Source organism: Haloarcula sp. R1-2, from assembly GCF_011627385.1.
Lineage (GTDB): Archaea > Halobacteriota > Halobacteria > Halobacteriales > Haloarculaceae > Haloarcula > Haloarcula marismortui.
On sequence record NZ_JAANTG010000004.1, the window covers coordinates 222,122 to 241,273 of the forward strand.

Annotated in this window: 23 protein-coding genes; 5 read left to right on the top strand and 18 right to left on the bottom strand. The window is 53.0% G+C overall.

The window, feature by feature from the left end; genetic code table 11:
• Positions 1-222 precede the first annotated feature (222 nt).
• The 10 genes from G9C82_RS17245 to G9C82_RS17290 all read right to left on the bottom strand — a co-directional run bounded on the left by G9C82_RS17245 (position 223) and on the right by G9C82_RS17290 (position 6,566).
• Complete coding sequence (locus G9C82_RS17245; RefSeq protein WP_127014776.1) at positions 223-675, bottom strand: hypothetical protein; 453 nt, start codon at positions 673-675, stop codon at positions 223-225.
• Positions 676-834: 159 nt separating this feature from the next.
• The gene (locus tag G9C82_RS17250) at positions 835-2,034 is read right to left on the bottom strand and encodes a hypothetical protein (protein WP_127014777.1); all 1,200 of its coding nucleotides are present in this window, start codon (positions 2,032-2,034) and stop codon (positions 835-837) included.
• A 68-nt stretch (positions 2,035-2,102) separates the two neighbouring features.
• Positions 2,103-2,588 (bottom strand): hypothetical protein, encoded by a 486-nt coding sequence (locus G9C82_RS17255; RefSeq protein WP_127014778.1) that lies wholly within the window; start codon positions 2,586-2,588, stop codon positions 2,103-2,105.
• 3 nt (positions 2,589-2,591) lie between these two features.
• Complete coding sequence (locus tag G9C82_RS17260; RefSeq protein ID WP_127014779.1) at positions 2,592-2,981, bottom strand: hypothetical protein; 390 nt, start codon at positions 2,979-2,981, stop codon at positions 2,592-2,594.
• On the bottom strand, positions 2,978-3,304 hold the full coding sequence (locus G9C82_RS17265) for an HK97 gp10 family phage protein (protein ID WP_127014780.1): 327 nt from the start codon (positions 3,302-3,304) through the stop codon (positions 2,978-2,980). Before G9C82_RS17265 ends, G9C82_RS17260 begins: the two co-directional genes overlap by 4 nt.
• Before the next feature lie 216 nt (positions 3,305-3,520).
• Positions 3,521-3,850 (bottom strand): hypothetical protein, encoded by a 330-nt coding sequence (locus G9C82_RS17270; protein WP_127014781.1) that lies wholly within the window; start codon positions 3,848-3,850, stop codon positions 3,521-3,523.
• 50 nt (positions 3,851-3,900) lie between these two features.
• The gene (locus tag G9C82_RS17275; RefSeq protein ID WP_127014782.1) at positions 3,901-4,749 is read right to left on the bottom strand and encodes a phage major capsid protein; all 849 of its coding nucleotides are present in this window, start codon (positions 4,747-4,749) and stop codon (positions 3,901-3,903) included.
• Positions 4,750-4,790: 41 nt separating this feature from the next.
• A complete protein-coding gene (locus tag G9C82_RS17280) occupies positions 4,791-6,023 on the bottom strand; it encodes a hypothetical protein (RefSeq protein ID WP_127014783.1) in 1,233 nt (410 codons plus the stop codon).
• A 4-nt stretch (positions 6,024-6,027) separates the two neighbouring features.
• Positions 6,028-6,348 (bottom strand): BppU family phage baseplate upper protein, encoded by a 321-nt coding sequence (locus G9C82_RS17285; RefSeq protein ID WP_127014784.1) that lies wholly within the window; start codon positions 6,346-6,348, stop codon positions 6,028-6,030.
• Between the two features lie 14 nt (positions 6,349-6,362).
• A complete protein-coding gene (locus G9C82_RS17290) occupies positions 6,363-6,566 on the bottom strand; it encodes a hypothetical protein (RefSeq protein ID WP_127014785.1) in 204 nt (67 codons plus the stop codon).
• Between the two features lie 562 nt (positions 6,567-7,128).
• Here G9C82_RS17290 and G9C82_RS17295 point away from each other — a divergent pair.
• Positions 7,129-7,953: a hypothetical protein gene (locus G9C82_RS17295; RefSeq protein ID WP_127014786.1), complete on the top strand. Its 825-nt coding sequence runs from the start codon at positions 7,129-7,131 to the stop codon at positions 7,951-7,953.
• A gap of 1,239 nt (positions 7,954-9,192) precedes the next feature.
• Positions 9,193-9,663: a hypothetical protein gene (locus tag G9C82_RS17300; protein ID WP_127014787.1), complete on the top strand. Its 471-nt coding sequence runs from the start codon at positions 9,193-9,195 to the stop codon at positions 9,661-9,663.
• A 49-nt stretch (positions 9,664-9,712) separates the two neighbouring features.
• On the opposite strand, the gene G9C82_RS17305 is transcribed toward G9C82_RS17300, so the two are convergent.
• From G9C82_RS17305 to G9C82_RS17325, 5 genes are all read right to left on the bottom strand, one after another.
• On the bottom strand, positions 9,713-10,846 hold the full coding sequence (locus G9C82_RS17305; protein ID WP_127014788.1) for a PQQ-binding-like beta-propeller repeat protein: 1,134 nt from the start codon (positions 10,844-10,846) through the stop codon (positions 9,713-9,715).
• A 265-nt stretch (positions 10,847-11,111) separates the two neighbouring features.
• Complete coding sequence (locus G9C82_RS17310; protein WP_127014789.1) at positions 11,112-11,939, bottom strand: minor capsid protein; 828 nt, start codon at positions 11,937-11,939, stop codon at positions 11,112-11,114.
• Between the two features lie 90 nt (positions 11,940-12,029).
• A complete protein-coding gene (locus G9C82_RS17315) occupies positions 12,030-13,562 on the bottom strand; it encodes a phage portal protein (RefSeq protein WP_127014790.1) in 1,533 nt (510 codons plus the stop codon).
• 12 nt (positions 13,563-13,574) lie between these two features.
• On the bottom strand, positions 13,575-14,870 hold the full coding sequence (locus G9C82_RS17320) for a hypothetical protein (protein WP_164734774.1): 1,296 nt from the start codon (positions 14,868-14,870) through the stop codon (positions 13,575-13,577).
• A gap of 250 nt (positions 14,871-15,120) precedes the next feature.
• The gene (locus tag G9C82_RS17325) at positions 15,121-15,549 is read right to left on the bottom strand and encodes a hypothetical protein (protein WP_127014791.1); all 429 of its coding nucleotides are present in this window, start codon (positions 15,547-15,549) and stop codon (positions 15,121-15,123) included.
• A gap of 382 nt (positions 15,550-15,931) precedes the next feature.
• Here G9C82_RS17325 and G9C82_RS17330 point away from each other — a divergent pair, with 382 nt between their 5' ends.
• On the top strand, positions 15,932-16,774 hold the full coding sequence (locus G9C82_RS17330) for an HNH endonuclease (RefSeq protein ID WP_206508219.1): 843 nt from the start codon (positions 15,932-15,934) through the stop codon (positions 16,772-16,774).
• Here G9C82_RS17330 and G9C82_RS17335 read toward each other — a convergent pair.
• The 3 genes from G9C82_RS17335 to G9C82_RS17345 are packed head-to-tail and all read right to left on the bottom strand — an operon-like array spanning position 16,771 to position 18,218.
• Positions 16,771-17,517 carry a hypothetical protein gene (locus G9C82_RS17335; RefSeq protein WP_127014792.1) on the bottom strand — a complete coding sequence of 249 codons (747 nt, stop codon included), beginning with the start codon at positions 17,515-17,517 and terminating at the stop codon, positions 16,771-16,773. The two genes, G9C82_RS17330 and G9C82_RS17335, sit on opposite strands and share 4 nt — an antisense overlap.
• A 57-nt stretch (positions 17,518-17,574) precedes the next feature.
• Positions 17,575-17,901, bottom strand: coding sequence for a hypothetical protein (locus G9C82_RS17340; protein ID WP_127014793.1), 327 nt, complete (start codon positions 17,899-17,901; stop codon positions 17,575-17,577).
• A complete protein-coding gene (locus G9C82_RS17345) occupies positions 17,898-18,218 on the bottom strand; it encodes a hypothetical protein (RefSeq protein ID WP_127014794.1) in 321 nt (106 codons plus the stop codon). The genes G9C82_RS17340 and G9C82_RS17345 overlap by 4 nt, the downstream gene beginning before the upstream one ends.
• Before the next feature lie 231 nt (positions 18,219-18,449).
• On the opposite strand from G9C82_RS17345, the gene G9C82_RS17350 reads away from it, so the two are divergent.
• Positions 18,450-18,680, top strand: a complete 231-nt coding sequence (locus G9C82_RS17350) for a hypothetical protein (protein ID WP_127014795.1) — start codon at positions 18,450-18,452, stop codon at positions 18,678-18,680.
• A complete protein-coding gene (locus G9C82_RS17355; RefSeq protein WP_127014796.1) occupies positions 18,680-19,123 on the top strand; it encodes a hypothetical protein in 444 nt (147 codons plus the stop codon). The genes G9C82_RS17350 and G9C82_RS17355 overlap by 1 nt, the downstream gene beginning before the upstream one ends.
• Positions 19,124-19,152: the final 29 nt, after the last annotated feature.

A 19,152-nucleotide genomic window follows, 5' to 3' on the forward strand; every position in this document is an offset into this window, starting at 1 on the left:
CTTGAACCCACTCCTTGTCCGACTCTCTCGATTCACCCGGAGCACGCTTGTGCGGGCCACTTCCGCGTGTCTGGCCAGAATTCTCGGCCTTCTTTCTATTCTGAACGTTCGCACCCTCCAGAAGGACACGAGTCTCGGGTATCGTCAGCGAATAGAGGCTGGTGTCACCGACGAACTGGTACCCATTGTCGTGTAACTGCTTGATCCAGAGGGCCTTCTCACTCAGGCCTGTTCGTTGGCGAGATCCATCAGCTGCTTCAACTTTCCCGGATCATCGATCTCGTTCAGCATCTCGAGATTTTCCATGTTCAACGCGTTTTGGAGATCATGTCCGGACGCTCGTAGAATCGCAGTCACAAGGGCGTCGCGCCCGAACCCGATCATGTCGTCTTCAACCTTCTCGGTGGTGACGTCGAAGTCGTCGCTCTCTCGAACGTCGTACCAGTGTTCGTTGAGAATCTCGGCCACGTCTTCGGGCGAGAGCTCGGCAGGGTTCAGCTGTCCTTCGGAGCCACCATATTCGTTCAGATCACCCATCGTCATCGGAATCACACGAATCGATTCTTCGACTCCTGGAAGAGGCTCGGTTACAGGCTGTAGTTCGTCATCCTCGTTACGGGTAACGAAGAAGTCGTCGGGCTTTGCGATATTCATCTCGTCGGTAGTCTCTGACATAGTAGAATAGTCTCGTAAGTTGTCTCAGCGAACCGCGTTTCACACGGTGGTTGTAGTGTGAAAGCTGCGCGACGTGGGTATCCTCAGATAGAGGATTCACAGGTACGGAAGTCTTCGCGTGGCGAAGACGTCCGACAGTCGAAAGGAGGACGTTAGTCCTTAGTTGGAGGTGAAGGAGATGCCCTTGGCCTCGAACGTCGAGTCCTGCGTCGAAATCACATCACCTGCACTGGGCCCAACTTCGCCAGGTGAGCTCAGAACAGCGTCGTGGAAGGTAACCGAGCCACCGTCGAAGTTCCAGACGAGATCGAATTCATTCGTCTGGATGTGATCGTTCAGATTCTCCTGGCCCGAGAAGTTACCGGCCACCGTCGCGGTGAACTCAGTATCCTGAGTTCCAACGTGGATAGCCTGTTCGGAGCTACCCATGACGCCTGCCTTCTCGTAGTTATTCGATACGCTGAAGGATGCGGAGCGAACCTCAGCAGCCAGGTCGGCACCACCTTTTGTAATCTGATCGTCGATGAACTGCTCGTAGTCTGAACCAATGGAGCCGGCGTGGGAGCCGGAACCCAGGGCGGGGATTCCGAGATCGCCACCGGCCACATCGTAAGCGTCCGAACCGTTGAGTCGTGCGAGCTCATTCCCGCCACCGTCTTCGATCACGACGTTGCCGACGGTTTCGGCATCGAGCTCGAGGGCGTCGATAGAATCAAACGTCTCCGTCGTGGTGACAGACGTGGTTCCGTCGAGGGGAACCTCTTCGGTGGTAGACGCGTCGTCGGACTCGATAGTGAGTGTCTGCGTGGAGTCAGACGAGTCAGTCGAGGATACAGTCAGCGTCTCACCCGAGGGCTGCTTAACTGTGTAGGCTCGAGCAGACTTGACTTCGTAGGCCAGTGAGACGGCGATCGGAAGGCCAGAACCTGGATCACCCGAAAGCTCGTCCAGGTTCGGGTACGCACCCTTGGCAACCGTATAGGTGCGTGTGCCACCGTGCTCGGCTCGATCAACGATCGTGTGAGTATTCGCCACACCACCGTTGGCTGCGCGAACCATTGCATCGCCAGACGCATCGTTCGGGTTCCCACTACCGTCGACGAAGAACTTCTGCAGGTGATACTCGATCGAGGCCGAGTGATCTTCAGGGCCTGCAAAGTGGTTCTGAACCTCGTAGTCGCCAACACCGCGCTGGGCTTCAATCTGTACGTCGGCTTCCGTCACCAGCGCAGTCTCGAGGGTATCCGAGAAGAGGTTCCACGACGGATCAGCAGGGACGACGCCGGGGCTGTCTTCTCGAACGAACTCGACACGGTGGTTACGGATACCAGAATCAGGGTTAGTAGCCTGGTTAGACATAATAGAATAAATTGAAAATTATCGAAAATCGAATAGTTAGCAAGCAATACGGGTTGGATCGAACGCCCCTACCGAGGGGTTTTGATCCAAGTAAATCGGAGCTCGAATTGGACGGAGTGCTCGGACGGACTGGCGTCCTGATCAACGAGCCTCGTTCGGGAGTCAACGGCGAGAGATCGAAGAGAACCAGGAGACTGATTCTGTCCGACGATACGCTCGATTTCGTCGGCCATCTCCTCGGCCTGGAGTTGTTCCAAACCCCTGTCCTCGTAGTCGTCACGAGAACCGGCCCAGGCTGTTACCAGAACAGTTCCGCTGCGTGTCTGGATGCCACCCTGGCCACTACCGTCGATAGCACTGAAGCCCGTCTCACCGCCTCCGAACGGACTCTCTTCATCGTTCGTCACCGAAATCTGGGGGGCAGACTTGCCATTATCATACCACCCCGTGTGAATGTCGTCTGAGTCCAGCCCAACAGGGAAGGACGTCGAATCCAACGTGTTCTGGATCAGATCACGAACGGTGAGTTTGACGTCAGGAATAGTCTGTGGCATCAATTAGATCTCCGTACATTCGATAGCCAGCAGCGAGCGTTGGTTCCGAATTGTCACCGTCTGATATCGCGACCCAGTCTGGGTGTCGACGAACTCAGTCGCCCGTGATTCATCATCCGTGCCAAGCTCGACATCGACGTCGTCAGGCTTCATGTAGATGACGACAGACACCGTTACATCGTCTCCATCCGGGCCTGCGGTACGACGGGAATCGTCTGGAAACTCAATGGTGCCAGCTACCGTAGACGACGACTCTGTCCAGTCGCCTCCCGAGGCATACTCGTTCGTCCCACCACTCCCGTCCCAGTCATACTGGTAGACAGTGAAGTCGTGGGCAACCTGATCGTGGACTCGTTGGACTGTACGAGTCGTCTGTGAATAGAAAGACGTCATTCAAGTCGTTCGGCAGTGATAGAATTCTTCAGCGTTCCAGTATCGACGGGAGCCTCTCGTTTCGCCTCAGCTTCGATTGTGAGTGCTAACTGTTCTGCGACTTCCTGGGGCGACTCGGCCCCATTGAAGGAACGATCCAGCGAGCGTACGGCCCGACGGACAGCCGGACGAAGATATGGTTGCGCTTGATTCGAGCTCGTTCCGAACTCGACGTAGACAGCGTACTCCACGTTCGTCCCGACCAGATATCGAGTCTCCCCTGACTCCTCGTAATCGAGTGTGTCGAGAAGCGAGCTCATTCCGAACAGACTCATCCCCGTCATGGCTCGACGTCCATCGTCGTGTCAGACTTGAGGAGTGTCTCGGACTGATTCCCAACTACGTAGATCCCCATCCAGCCGTCGTGCTTGATCGACTCGGTGTCGGGGCCGGACACGAGTCCAGGTGGAAATACACCTGGACGGTTGTCCTTCACAACGGGCAGGGGGTGGGGTTCAGAGGGAGACATTGGGGTTCCAAAGGGGTGTATTTGTCAGATTCTACGTCGTAAGGGTGGTGAACCCGTTCGGACGTGCGAGCCGATTCGTCGGATCAGCGAGGACGGCACGATGCCAGTATCGATCTCCACCAGCGTTGTATTCGATATCTACGGACTCGTGAGAGGCCGATTGAACGCGGGGATCCTTCGAGGACGCAAGGTGTGCAGCCAGGTATGTTTCAACGGCTGCCAGCGCGTCTTCATCCGATGTGTGTGCCGAACATCGGTTCTCGACGATGCGATGTGCGTCCTCGACGAAGGCAATGAGATCAGACTCACTGAGATCCGTCTCGAAAATCTCGGCAACGTCGTGATAATTGATTCGTGACATGGATAGAAGCCCCCACTACTCAGAACGAGTAGTGGATGAAAGACGCCAGATTACGCCTCGATCTTGACGCCGGCTTCCGGACGGATACACTTCCAACCCATTCGGGTACGAACCTGGACGACGCGCTTGTTCTCGGACTCCTTCTCGTACTGTACCGAGGTGAAGTCCTCTCGGACGGACTCGATGCCGTACCGATCGGTGTCGAACATCAGAGCCTCACCTGCTCCGAGCGAACCACCGTCACCGACGTAGACGTCGATGCCGGCGATCTGTCCGAAGGCACCATCACGCACCGTCTCGTCACCGAGCTCGGTTGCGTGCGTGAACTTGTCGGACTTCATTAGGTCGGCCTTCGACTGTGCCGAGACGATGAGCAGATCTGGATCGTAGCTCAGATCTTCGAGAGCTGCCATCGCGTCGATAGCAGTTGCATAGTCCATGGAGCCACCTGCATCGCCGACAACGGCATCCTGGAGGTTGTCGAAGTTCCCGTCACCGTCGTCGTCCAGAAGAATCTCGTCTTCGGCAGCGGAATCGAGAGCTTCTGCGAGATCACGGCCCTCGTCCTCCGTCTGGAGGGTAACTACGTCAAACTTCGAGTCCTGGATGGCCTCGTAGGTGATCTCGACTTCTGCACCGTACTTGTCGTGCGAGATCGTCACCTTCTCGAACTGCTCGTCGCTCGAAGGATACGAGCCACCTTCGGGGACGATGCCAGCGGAGGCAGTCGTATCCTGGTTGACAGGGATCTCGACAGTGTTGGAGTCGTAATTCGTGCTGTCGATGCTACGGAAGGCCCGGCGGTAAACCAGGTTCTCCTCCGCAACGCCTTCAATTTCCGCTCGAACCGCTTCCTGATCGATAACTTCGCTACTGTTGACATTTCCGTCGTTAGACATTAGAATAAAACCTCAGATAAATTAGAATTGAGTGAAAATCGTCACTCGCGCAGCTCGGCCAGTTCAGCTTCGACTTCCGCCCTGGCGTTGTCCCAACCGAGATCGTCGTACTTCGCTACCTTCTCCTCAAGCGAGGCGATCTCCGCTTCGTTGTCTTCAGAAGTGGTAGAGAGCTCTTCCTCGGACGACGTATCGCCCGTCTGCGGGGCAGGGACGTCATCCTGTGTCGAGGCCTGAGCCTCGCTCTGTGCGAGCGACGCCTCTTCGGCTTCGAACTTCTCCTTGAGCGTGTCGAACGCGAAGGTTTCCGCCAGTTCCGACGCCGTAAACGGCCCGTCGTCGGCGAGTCGCTCGGCATATTCCATCCGAACCGACTCGAGCTCCTGACGAAGCTCCTCGTTCTCTGCTCGAAGTTCAGCAATATCCTCTTGGAGTTCAGTTTCCTGGGTCGCAGACTCGACGTCGGCCTCGTCGGCCTCAGTCAGTTCTGCTTCCGCTTCGGGATCGGCCCCGGCCTCGACATCAGTACCGTCGTCGAGTTCGGCTTCTTCGACTTCGGAGGCCTCAGCAGCCTCTTCGTTAAGTTCAGCCTCGTCGGCGTCAACCTCGGGAGCTTCGTCCAGAGAGTCAGTTTCAGTATCAGTCATATTAGAATCGAAATCCGTAGTAGAACCAGTCCGAGTACTCTGCCCACCGTCCGCGTTTTGGGCGTCATAGCGCTCGTCGTCTTCCAACATCTCAGCCACGTCGTCGGTCGAGAGGGAAGCCAGCGCTTCGGCTGGACTTTCGCCAGACTTGACAGAATTCGACGGAGCAGCACCGCGTGGGACGACAGAGAGATCGAGGAACCGAATGTTCTCGACGATCATCGCCCCGTCGTCAGTGTGCCCACCGACCGCGTGAACGGCGTGAATCGAAACCTCAAGCCGGCCACGTTGAATCTTCTCGGCTATCTCTTCGTCGTCGACCTCAGCCTCGTAGACGATACCGACACCGTCCGAGTACCCAACGTCGACGACTTCGCCGATGACAGATTCAACGCGTTCGTCATCATGGTTCTTCGTTAGGGGAACCCCAACGAGCGTGGATGCAGAGCGACGGAGTTCGTCGGCAGGCCACAGCTTCTGGCCGTGCTCACCGACCGTCACATCGTTTGCTCCGATTGCGACACCGTGGACTCTATACGGGGCCTCGTCGGCATCGTGAGCCGAACATCGAGCAATCCCAGTCGGGGCTCCAGATGTCCGTTCGTGTGTCTCAGAATCAGCAGTCATAGAATTATTGAGAAATGATGATATCGTGGTAGCCGACGTTCGGGAATGTCTCGACACTCCCGTCCTCGTACGTCACGACGAATTCGGCCCGATACCGGCCAGGTGTGGCAGTATCTTCTTCGGCCCACGAGTACCGAACGACGCCATTTGTTGTGTCGGCAATCGTCGCCCCCGTATCGATCGTAACGACCGCACCGCGAGGTTCGAGCATCGCGAACCGAACAGAGGCCCCTGTGAGATTGATGGGCGAACCTGTCGAGTCAGTAAGCGTGGCTTCGATTACAGGCGCAGTGTCAGACGACTTGAGATAGAAGGTTCCACCCATCAATAGAAATCAGATTACTCCAGCTGCAGGCCGACGTTCGAGAGATCAAGCGTATCGATCGCCGACAGATCGTAGCCCGAGTCCAGGGTGTTGGTGAAGATGAGATCGCCAGACGTGGTATCGCGAACGTAGAGCGCGTCCACAGTCTGCGTGGAGTCACTCGTGTCGAACGAGATCGAGCCCAGATCAATCTCATTCGTGCCACTGTTGTTTGACACAGTGCCACCAGCAGACGTCTGAACCGAATAGGCAGAACCTGTTGGTTCAGTAGTAATGTCAGCGTAAGCTGAACTGTCGCTCAGTGCGTCTGTACTATCGTTATAGAGTCCAACGTCCATGTCGCGCGAGCCAAGGGCTGCGGTAAGGACGAGATTCTCTCCGAGATCGTGTAGATTAGCAGGCATAAGTTACGAAAAACCGCGAATGAGTTCGGACACCGTGTCCGGGTGATAGCTGATCAGCGACGTGTTCAATCGAAAAAACGAGAGCGCGTTCTCTACTACCCCTTACGTGCTCTACGTACGTGACACTTCTTGGACACTGAGATAGGGTATGGACTCAGAACGAACTCACTGGTTTTCAGATCCAGACAGATCCGAGGTATTCCTGGAGGTAGTGAGACTCGAGTCGTTGGGCCCGACCAAGTCAGAGTTGTTCCTGGAGGAATCGACGGTTCGGATCTGACGGACAAACTGGAATGGCGTACGCATCTCCGTCGTCGCGCCAGACTTGATTGCGAGTGCTTTCGAAAGCACGCCTGCGTCGGCCTCGAACGCAGTTGTGGTACTCGTAACCTTTGTTGCACTCACACTCGACGCAGTGTACACGGAGGTGGAGAGGGAGGACGCGGAGGCTGTCGTCTTCTCCGATGCCGGCCTTGCGGTCGTCGTACCCGACGGAGTCGCCATCGTCGTCGAGGCCGAGACAGGCGTCGAGGTAGCATCGACTCCCTCTCGAGCACTACCCGTCTTCGTGGACGACGAGGCTGTGACTGTGGTGGCCACAGTTGCAGCCAGTCCATCCCCAACGGGAGTCAACGGTGTGGTGCTACCAGGTACCTTCGTCGACGAAACACTGGCTGTGCCAGTACTGGACGGCGTCTGTGTTGTACTGGACGCAGTCACCTTCGTGGCCGACGCTGACTCCGTTACAGCCACCGAGGGTGACACTGTCGTACTGGACGCAGCCACCTTCGTGGCCGACGTAGGCTTCGTTACAGCTATCAACGGAGTCTGCAACGTCGTGGAGGCTGAGACAGGCGTCGAGGTAGCTTCGACTCCTTTTCGAGCACTACCTGTCTTCGTGGCCGACGTGGCAGCTGCCATCGTCGCCACAGAGGCAGCTTGTCCGTGTCCAGCGGGAGTCATCAGTTTGGAGATACCAGACACCTTCGTCGACGAAGCACTTGTTGTGCTGGTACTGGACGCTGTCTGTGGTGTACTGGACACACCCACATTCGTTGCAGATGATGTCGATGTACTCGTTACCGACGGCGAGAGTGTCGTACTGGACGCATTCGCCTTCGGTGCCGACGCAGACTCCGTTACAGCTACCGACGGTGTTTGCATCGTCGACGATGCCGTCACCTTGGTTACGGTTCCATAGGCACTCTCTGTCGGCGTAAATGGTGTCGCCGTCGAGACAACCTTCGTTGCGGTCGGAGACGCACCGGCTGTTCCGACAGGAGAGAGCATCGTCGACGAACGCGCCACCTTCGTTCCAGACGGCGTCGCGATTCCGGTTCCAGATCCTGTCGACATCGTCGCCGTCCCACCCTCTTTCGAGGCTGTCGGGCTCGACGAGCTCAATGCGTCAGGCGTGAACGGTGAGGTGGACGCTGTCGTCTTCGTCGACGTAGGCGTCACGATTTTATCACCAGACGCAACAGACATTGCGGACGAACCGGGCGTCTTCTCGACTGTGATCGAAGCGGTACCACCTGAAACCCAGGTAGACTTATTCGCAGCGTACTTGGGGTAGATTGCGATCTCTGGGGTAGAACCATACGAGCCTACTGTTCCCAGACTGGATCCATCGCGTCTGTCATACTTGAAGACTGTATTGTCTGAACCGTCGTATCTCTCAATGTAGACATTTCCTTCTGCAGTAACGTTCAGGCTCTCTGCAGAATATGTGAATGTGTCTGTCCACTCAACTGTATCAGACTCGAAATCATATCTCTCAAGTACTTTGTCAGTACCATTCTCCCCACAACGATAGAGAACACCGTTTTCGTCAATCTCGAGACTCGTGATACTGTCATATCCTGCTGCCTTCGTTGTCAGCGTACTCCCGTCAGCAGTATCCAACTTCTTCGTATCAGGGCCATTTCCACCACTAAGATGGACGTACAGATTTCCACTCCCATCAGCTACGAGATTCTGTGCTACATCGTAATTGGTACTGAAGTCACGACTCCACTCCTTCGTTCCATCAGTATTGTACCTCGTTACCAACCCATCGTTGAAGCAGGTGTAGAGATTGTCACTTCCGTCAATCGTGACACCAGTCGGCCTTCGAGCACCAATAGTTCTCTCTTCCCACTTGACAGAACCTGTGTCCTTTGCCATCCTGACGTACGCGTGCGAATCGTCCTCGTTAGCGCGGGCAAAGTAGAGTGCGTTCTCACTGACGGCAGTCTGTCCCACACCATTAGTCTCGAATGTGTTAGCCCAAACTTGGGATCCAGTATCGTCGTAGGCCTCTATCGAATCACTCCCTATATCAGATACGTAGACAACACTGTTAGAGTCGACTTCTGCGTAGGATGCACTGACGGAGGTACTCCAATTGATGCTCCCATCAGCGTTGTATCGATCAAGTTGGTTTCCTGATCCGACGTAGTTGAAGTCCGACTCTGGCGTCACCGTTGAGGAGATCGTCGACGGCGTCGGGAACGACGTGTCGGCTGCTACCTTCGACGACGACGCAGCGATCCCTCGGGCTCCAGACGCCGTCTGCATCGTCGCGATCGACGACGTCTTCGTCGCGGTCGCAGGAATGGCAGCCCTCACTGTCTGCATCGAAGTACTGCCTACGTACTTGGATGCCGAGGCAGCCGATGAGCTCGTTCCCGACGGCGTCTGCATCGTCGTGGCCCCACTTACCTTCGTCGCGATTGGAGCCGACGTGGTAGCGCCTGAACCGGTTTTGAGGGAGGACGTACTGGCAATCTTCGTGGCCGACGCAGCTGCAAAGATCGCGCCCGAAGCTGTCATTGTGGTCGCCGAACCCGATACCTTCGTCGCCGTAGCCGACTTCGTTACCGAGTCCGTGAAATCGAAGTCGAGACTATCGGAAGAAGGAGCACTGTAGCTCTCGAATTCGAAGTTGATATTGTCTTTCGACGGAGGAGTATATGTCATCAGTCAATAAATGGGTAGCTGGTAGCGCTGTACTTGTTGCCATCAGAATCAGTATACTGAGCAATGAGGTGAAGTGGTTGCCCCTTCGCCTTGAGACTCCAGTTACCGTTCGCGTCAGCCTGCGTTCGTTCGGCTACCCGATTATTACCTTCGTCAATAGCGATAATTTTTGCATTCTCAGCTGCATTCCCCGATAACGTCGCAGTGCCCGACAAGTCCATCTTAGTGAACCACAATCCGTCTACATATGTGTCATACTTAGGAAATGCCGAAATAGATCCTGCATATACCGACATACCTGCATTGGATGATTCCCATTCAGTACTCCCATCTGTTGCATTCAACTTGTGGATATAACCACCAGCGTCGCCTACGTAGACTGAACCATCACGGTCGACGGAGACAGATCGAATAAAGTCCCTATCTTCTGACGCAGGAACGTTCCAAATGACACTACCATCAGAGTCTATTTTCCAGACATCCTCATTACTATCTCCAATATATATACTTCCATCTTCATGTCGAGATATATTTGAAATAAAATCAGAGTAGTACTTTCCAAACTCTTTCGTTCCTTTCCACCCACTGTATTTACGAAGATACCCTGCATTATCTGCAACGAAAAAATATCCGTCAATCCATGTAAGCCCACACTTGTTCTGATATCCATCCTCTACCTCCCAAGTGCTATCAGTATTACCTGTACCAGGATCTACTCTGATGGCAAAAGAATCCTGATCTGAATAATAAATATAATCTTCTGGGCCGATCGTTATATCCAGAATGCTATCATACCCCTCAGAATTCTCCCAGACAATATTACCTGTATCTATATCGTAAGCAGTAACACCGAACGAACCAGCGTATAGCTGTTTTAGATCCTTCGAAAGAATGATCTGATTTACAGCACCGTTAGAAACTCTCCACTGTTCGTTGAAATATGAGTTGTATTTGACAACCTCATCACCAGTAGTACCCACATAGATATTGCCATCAAAGTCAGTCTCTACAGATTTAATTTCATTGGATGTGACTGAGACAGTGTTTGCTACCGACCCATCATTCTTATTCAGCATACTGAGAGCAGATGGATCACTCGAACTCTGTGCGTAGACGTAATCGTTAGTTGCCATTGTTACGAGTTACTCACCCGTTCCTGGAAGTACAGCCCCTGCTGGCTATCGTAGTGCAACTCCTCATTTTCTTGAGCACTATCCCTATTCGGAATAGAATCTACTCTAATCGATCCCTGTTTATCATTCTCATCCAGTAGTTCGGGCTTGTAGTGGATGGATGTAACACGACTTTCTTCGTTAGTCCAGATGATAGGCATAGTAGGTAATAATCTGATAGTCAGTCTCGTAGCGATACGTAGCGACAATTGTTGGCTCAGACAGCCTATGAGTTCGTCACAGGAAGCCAACTACATCGGCAGCGAGGATGGGCTGGCAACTTCCCTCGTGCCTCCTCAAGCGTGTACGTGTTACCCTGGAACGAGGCACAGATTGGACACACACGTGAGTCTCCAGCTGTGCTCCATTCGATATCAGCCTGTACTTCCTCGAAACCCTCCCGTCCGAGCCGATCGAGGGTACCCTCTGCGTGAGCATGGATGATCTCGGTTCGGCCCAGAAGACGAGCTCGTGTGATTCCGACCTTGTCGACGCGATCGTTGATATTCCGAGCAGCCTTCCGAGGGTTGTAGCCCTCCGACAGCGCCTTCGCCAGTTCGTCCCCAATCTCGTCGCTCATGTCGGAGGTGATCCCGTTCAGGTTCTCGAACACACGGGTGTGCAACTGTTCCAACTTCTGACGATGCACAGGTGCGTTGAAAACGTCCTCAACGGAGTCCTGCTGGACGTCGACGCCTCGGCTCCGAAGTTCCTTCCCTGCGTCTTGAGCGCCCTTAGAGTAGGCCTTCCGGAGATACTGAGCCGGGTAATGATTTCCACGACGGACAGAGTCTGGGTTCTCGACGACGAGGACGCCGTTATCTATCTGTTTCTGCAGCCAGGCCTCAAAGCGACGACGCTTCTCCGAGTCGGAGAGGAACTGGTACTCCCGTGGATCCGGAGCAGCGTTACGAGCTCGTTGCGAACCCAGGTGAAGAACGTCGCGCTCCTGGATAGCAGTGCGAAGCTGGCCCTTCAACTGTCGGAACCGTTTGTAGTACTCAGCTTCGTGCTTCTTCCGAAGCGTCTTCGTCTGGGTTGGATCGAGACTCATAGAATTTGTTAGAGAGAATTTTCGGCAGTTGGCACGGGAGAAGAGAGGGGGGGGCCCCGCTCCCGCACCAGCCAATTAGTTAGTCAGGCATCAGTCGTCAGTGTGTTCGGAGCCACCATCGGGGACGGCTGGCTCCCCATAGGTTTCCTTGAATTGTTCAATAACTTGTTCGTCGTCCTCACTGAGCTCCCCCATCTCAGACTCAAGCGCTGCTTCGGTGGCCTCAGAGCCATTTTCGTCGGCGTTACCTCCACCTTCTGCGTCGGGAGAACCATCATCGGTCGGGAGTCCAAGCATCTCACGCGCTTCTTCGGGTGCAACGACCTCCTGTGGGTTGCCTCCAGAGATACGTTCGATCCCCTGTGCGAAACTCGTGAAGTCGTCGGCATCGAAATCGTCGCGTTCGAGCGGGTTCTCTTCCGTCGACTCCTGGATCTTGAGCTCAATTGACTCAACGGCTGCCTCTCCGTAGCCCATCTCGCGAGCCTTCCGTTTGATCGTAGGCTCGAACATGTCCTCCAGACGACGACGTTCGCCCTTCACTTTCCGCTCGTACTGTTCCTGCTGCGTCTTCGTAATGTCCCGATTGACACTGTCTGCGTGCCCGATCTTGTACTTGGGCGTCGGCATCGCACTGATGATCTGTTCGACATACCAGTCGAGCAGCTGTTCAATCTCGGGAACGTCGCTCGAGATCGTCTCGACATCCACGTCGCCTGGGACGAAGTCCTTCTGTCCCGTACTCCAGTTGCCCTCCTTGTGGGACATCTGGTAGTTCTTCATCTCCTCATCAGGCCAGATACCTGCTCGGGGATCACTGACGTCTCCGTTGGGCTCACCCAGTTTGAAGATCCAATGTGGGTACCCCTTGGAGTGAACAGCAGAAGATAAATCGTCGAGCATCTGGCGCAGTTCGTCGATCTCTGAGGAAACTGGTGCCACAGACGAAGTACCGAATATGTCACCAGTGTCCCCGTCTTGTACCATCTTCAGGACGTCGTTCTGGGAAAGGAAGATTGTCTTTCGGGAGTCGAACGGGCCGGCAATAGCGTCGTTGTCCCACTGGCCGTAGGCTGCTGCTTCCCCTCTCGGAGTCGTTACCGCGTCTTCCTGATCGATATCGTCGGGGCGAATCAGGACAGCCTTGTTGTCGTATGTATAGGCATTCACCGTCGACGCGTTGATCATTCGGAAGCCCCACATCTCGTCTGAATTGTTCAGCTTCGGAACGATCTCGACGAGTGCCGTCCCACGGACTTCCTTCTGGGTGATACAGCTGTCCCAGAGTTCCGTGATACTGTGATCTGCTTCACCGTTGATGATGGCACACTCGTCGAGCCACTCCTCCATGTCGTCTTCGAGCTCGTCACTGTCGGCTTCGATTCGGTGTCCGGGCTCGGTGATGTCCTCACCGTACATCCTGATCGGAACCCGGACGAGGGCGCATACCTGGTACTGATCCCAGAACTTCTCGAGATCCTCATCATCAGGCGTGATGGTATCGATTTCGCGTGAGTCTCTGTAGGGCCCGTAGCCACCGTGACGATCTTCGTTGATCGTGTCGGGCGTACCGTCCCCCAGAACTGCCTCTCGTAGATTACCAAATGTATTCGAAAAATCCATTTTATGTAAGAATTAGTATGAGTAGAAACTGTAGCCCGCCTGTTCGCCAGCTCGTTCGACATTCATCCCCCACGCAGCCAGCGATGCTGCGTCAAGCAAGTCAGGCGAACGTCCAAGTGCATCAGACTTCTTGAGATCCGACTTGGACGTTGCCTTCCAGGTGACGCCGGCCCTGAGTTCCTTCTCAGTGAGCTCGATATGCCTGGCAGCTGAACGAAGCTCTGTTGCGAGCTCGGAGTCGGGTTCAACAGAGCCATCGTCGAGCCAATTGCCGAATTTGACGAGACTCTCAGTTCGTTTGTCGTTGAACTTGTCGCGCTCGATTGCCTTCTCCGAACTCTTGAACCGCGTTACGTTGTACGTGCGACTGAGTTGATCGGCAACGCCAGAGCCCTCCCCAATAGCATCGATGATGACTGGAACCTCACTGTCGCCGACGTGCTGTTCGACGAGGCGCTTGTTCACAGCGTGATCTCCTGGCGACTCGACGTCGGCCAGAATGTCGACACGTTCGGGTGTGATTCCGGCGATGACAGTTCTATCACCACCACCGCGTGCGACGTCCACCCCGAAAGCGTGGTACTCTATGTCGTCTGCGACGTGTTCCCAGTTTTCGATAGCCGACTGGACGTCTTCGACGTGGAACGGTCGGACAGAACGAGAGCCGTCGTCAGGGATACAACCGAGCCGACGACGGTACCACCGTTCGTCCAGATTGTCGACGGTTGGACGGAGAACGTCGTCCTCCGCGTCCCGTTCAACCATCTCCATGCAGGCCTCGACACCAGGGAACTCCTTGCTCTGGTGCCAGCTGGCCCAGTCTTCCTTCACTTGTGAGAGATCGACGAGGCCGGGTAGCTTCGGAGCATCAACGAGTCCGGCGTCAACTTTGACGTTTCGAGACTCGAAGGAGGTGAAGTTCACCGTCCGAAACATGGGATCCGTGAGGACATCCCAGAAGGAGTTGGCCTCCTCACGAGGCGGGTTTCCGATGACGACGAAGCGATCGTTGTCATCCGTGACAGAGGATCGTGCGGACTCGAGGACAGCTTCGTTAACACCAGGCTTGTCGGCCTCGTCGACGATGACGAGCATCTTCTCAGCGTGACGTCCTTCGAGTGAGTCGGGATGGGTGGCACTGACTGCTCGAAAGGACTTCGTTGGCTGTTCGTCGAATTCAATTCGTGGCTGTGCCTCCTTCACCTCACCAGGAAGTGGGACGCCATGATCGCGGGCTTCCGAAAGCAACCGCTTGACTTCAGGCCAGACAGTCTGCTCCATCTGGGCGTACGAGCCACTGGTAATCATCACACTCCCGCCTGGATTACAATAGAGGAAGGAGAGGCACAGAGCTGCGACAGAATAGGACTTCCCGACACCGTTTCCGGAACAGATAGCAGTCTGACGGTTTGTCGTGACGTGTCGAATAATCTCTGTCTGGACGTCAGTGAGCTCAGTACCCAAAATGTCGTTCGCGAAGTTTACGTAGCGCTCTTCGCCATCGACATAGGACTCGAGAGGGTGGGAAGAAGACATCCAGAGCAGAACAAAAGCGCGATTATTCGTCGTCGACAGCTTCTTCGGCTTCGGACAGCTGCCCCATCCAGTCAGACTGGGCCTCTGCCTTCGTCATCTCGGGGCCGTCTTCGAGGAGCCCGAGTTTTTCGAGCTCACGAGTCATGTTGGAGGCAAGCCGATTGTAGGCATCACGAGCCCGTTCGCTCGTATCGTCGAGGATGTCGTCCTCGAGCGTGTGCTCGTTATAACGCCAGCGTTTGACGGTATCAACCGCTACATTTCGAATCGCCTCACGTTCGTAGGCTCCAACTTCACCGTCGAACTTTGCGAGCAGATCCGTCGAGACTTCGACGACAAGCTCCTTCTCAGAGTCTGAAAGACGATTGTAGAGCTTCTCTCGATCCGAGAAGAGTGAATGCTTCTCTCCATTACCGTTGCCAGGCTGGCCTCCCTTGGTTCTATCAGACATAAATAACATTAATTGCGAAAGATGTCAGTCAGTTCTCTGAATCAGTCGTCTTCACGCTGGAAGACTCCTGCATGCTGCTGTTTCCAAAAGAAACAGCAGAACGGTGTGCCTTCTCGCGATGGTATTCTAACTGCTTCTCGTTACCACAGAGACGATCGCATTCAGAGCACTGAGCAAACATTCGTTGCGACGAAAGAGAAAGATAGAGAGATGGAAAGAGAAGATAGAGAGAGGAGAGAGGGGCTGCATACTCTACTACGTGCTCCACGGACGTTACCCTTCTCAGGCATTGAGATAGCACATTGCGTAGCTATGAAATTGCCCATATTGTATAAGCTAACTGTCAGAAATTATATTGCGATAGTATCTGTTTAGGTAAGCAATGGTTCAACAAGGGCATCAGAACAGAGCATATATTTACGCGAGTTCTGCTTCATTGGATGATCTCAAGTCATGGGCATCAGAAATACGTACAAAGTGTGAAAAGAAAGGAGTGAATTTCCAAGGCCCACATCATATCAATCCAAAGAAAATAAGAGGGAAGAAATTCCATACGAGGGCATTTGAAATAACTCTCACTGACAAATCAAGGAATATTCTGGATACTGAAGTTCCCGATGAAGTTCATATGAAAATGAGTTTGGGAAAGAGTATTTCTCCTGACGTTGAGGATATAATTCCAGACGAAAGTTTTCACAATAAAAGTGGAGTAGACGAGAATTCGACAGACTTGCCGACAGATTCTCAAGGAGATAAAAATGATGGTGAGTCCGAAACTACCTCGCCAGAGTCGGAAGGTGACGTCTCTGATTCCGGCGAATCACAGACTTCTACGGAATCATCAGGTTCTGAGTACGAGTCTGATCTAACAGAATTACGTGAACAGGCTAATGAGGCTGCCGTCGAAGAAGTCCCTGAATCAGCGACAACGTCAACACAGACGAAACAGCAGTACAGTCGTGCCTCTGAAGTTCGTGATTACGTGATGGCCAGAGCAGATGGAGAATGTGAGGGTTGCGAAGAGCCCGCCCCATTCACGAGCAAGACTGGAGAGCCCTATCTTCACGCACATCACGTTCATGAGCTCAGTGACGGAGGCTCAGATACCCCCGATACAGTCATAGCTCTTTGTCCAAACTGTCACTACCGAGTCCATCACGGCGAAGACGGAGAGGAGTACAATCAAGAACTGCTCGATACAGTCCAAGAAATTGAAACAAACTAAACGAAACTAAACAACATTCCCAGGCCGTAGCCAGCTATGCTCTCCCATATCGAATATACTACGATTAACACGCTTATAAATACGAGAAGTGGATACGCGAGATCTTTAGCGCTCGCTACAGAAACAGCCGAGTACGCTGGTGACTTCTTTTCAACTTCGATTTGTTCTGGGAGAGCGTCACAGACTGGTTCTACGTGACTTCCACCCATGATTGCGACTACCCGTCCACCTTTGCTGGCTGCATCAACAATCATTGATGCCATCTTCTCATTACGGTTTCCGGAATTATGATTGGATTCGTGAACCCGTAGCATCAAGACTGGTAGTAGAAAGCCAAGAACGAAGACACATATACCGACGAAATTCCTTCCTTGGTAAGCAAGAAACCCAGATCCAAGTATCATCCCTGCGAAGCCAACAAACGCTATTATTTGATATATTGTATTGGAATTTTCAAGCACAGAAAGATTCGACGCTCTTGTTTTATTTATTGTAGCGTCCTGAGCTAAGGCAATATCCTCAAGAACGCTGTTATCCAACTCTATCGGCTTAAAAAATAGATATTGCGTCAGGAAGGCCAATAGACGAAACCACTGCTGGGATACTGTATAATCAACGTCATGAGATTCTGTACCTTCGAGTATCAGATGATCGACACCGTTCAACAGAATTTCACGTTCTTCATCCAGATCACCCTTTGAACTGTGTATTTCGCCTTTGACGACTACTTCAGCATCCTGCATTGCCATTGTCTATCGGTATGCATCATAACAAACCTCCGGCTAACATGATGCAGTATCTCAGTGATGGGCCTTCGTTCGCTTCGTCATGGGGTGAAGTCCATCGAGATCCATGTCGCATCGTTCACAGAGTGTGAGTCTATTAACGAGCTCGTCGGGTTCGGACTCGTCAACGACGTGTGCAACGAGGAAGTCATCGTTGCCACAGACGAGGCAGGCCCCGTCGTCACGCTCGATGACGTCCTCTCGAAAGCTGTTTTCTTCCTCCTCATCATCGGATTCATCGGCATCTACGGCGTCGCAAAAGCGTTGATGCGTACCCAGTCCTGCGCTCTTGAACTTCTCGCCACAGTATTCGCACTCAACCATGTCGGCGTCCTCTGTCATGCCTCACCCTCTGTTGCCTGCCCAAGCTGGGTGACTGTCTCAACCGTAATTATCTCGGCCTCACCCATCTCGAACTCTCGTTGGACGTGAGCCTCGTCGTACTCAATCCTGCTCTTGATGTGATCACGAGCGTCGTCTCCGTCGCGATAGAAATTGTCGACATGATTCAGAATCGCGTTGACTGTCGTTGTCACAATATCATGTTGGAGTCGATCAAGATCGTCGTATTCGTCAAGGATTAGCTCCACTGGAACCTCGTATCGATTGATCTCGATATTATCCAGAACCACCGTCTCATCGGTGTAGTCGTCACTCATTGGTATATCATAAAAGACACAGTGACGTTACACTTCACCAGGACTGCGATACTCTATAGCTCCTTCAACGGTGAAATTTCTAATGTTTAGGGGATTGATGATAGTAGTACTACCGGGTGTATCGACGCTCGTTATTGTGGATTGTCTCAAGACTGCTTAATGGGCTCTAATTAAGAGTTGGACGGTACGCGCGGAAAAAGGATTATTGCAACCGACATGATATCCAAGTGTATGTCGAACGAGGAGCGTATCGAGGCCCGGATTGAATCTGAGTTTCAATCAAGGCGTTCTAAACCCCATCAGAATGGAGAGCGAACTGTTAAAATCGAAATAGCAAGTGCTGGGCTCACTGTCGACGAGGTTTTAGATCATAAGTGGGTGAAAGACGCTTATTCTGCTACTGATGGCGAATATACTGTCCATGTTAAGGCGGAATCGGATATCCATGTCTCGACAATATAATGAGTCAGATTGTTGGCTTTTTTAAAAAGATATATCCAAATTTTTCTGAGGCCAGAAAGTCAAGACGGAAGATCAGGCAGCAGTATAGAAAGAATCAGAAGGCATTGGATCGGGATGACGATGTCGAGCTGGTAATGACGAAAAATGACAATACTGGATATTTAACAAGCCGTTCCGAAGAGACAGCTATTGAAGCTGATCACCTTGTCCAGAAGTACGGATCCGAATCAGATCCATTTTCTTATAGAGTAATGGATAATAAGCGTGCTGTAAAAAAGGCATTCAGCAGTGTTATCACCGAGATTAGTAGGAGAAACCTGCTAAGTTATGCTACAGAGATTTTATTCATTGTCTTCGTAGTTCTCACCTTTAGCCTCTCTATCATACTTGGTGCTTATAGTATGGAAAATTTGATAAGTAGTATAGCCGGAGCAATAGCGTGATCTCGGTCGACTGTGCTTAAGATTGTATA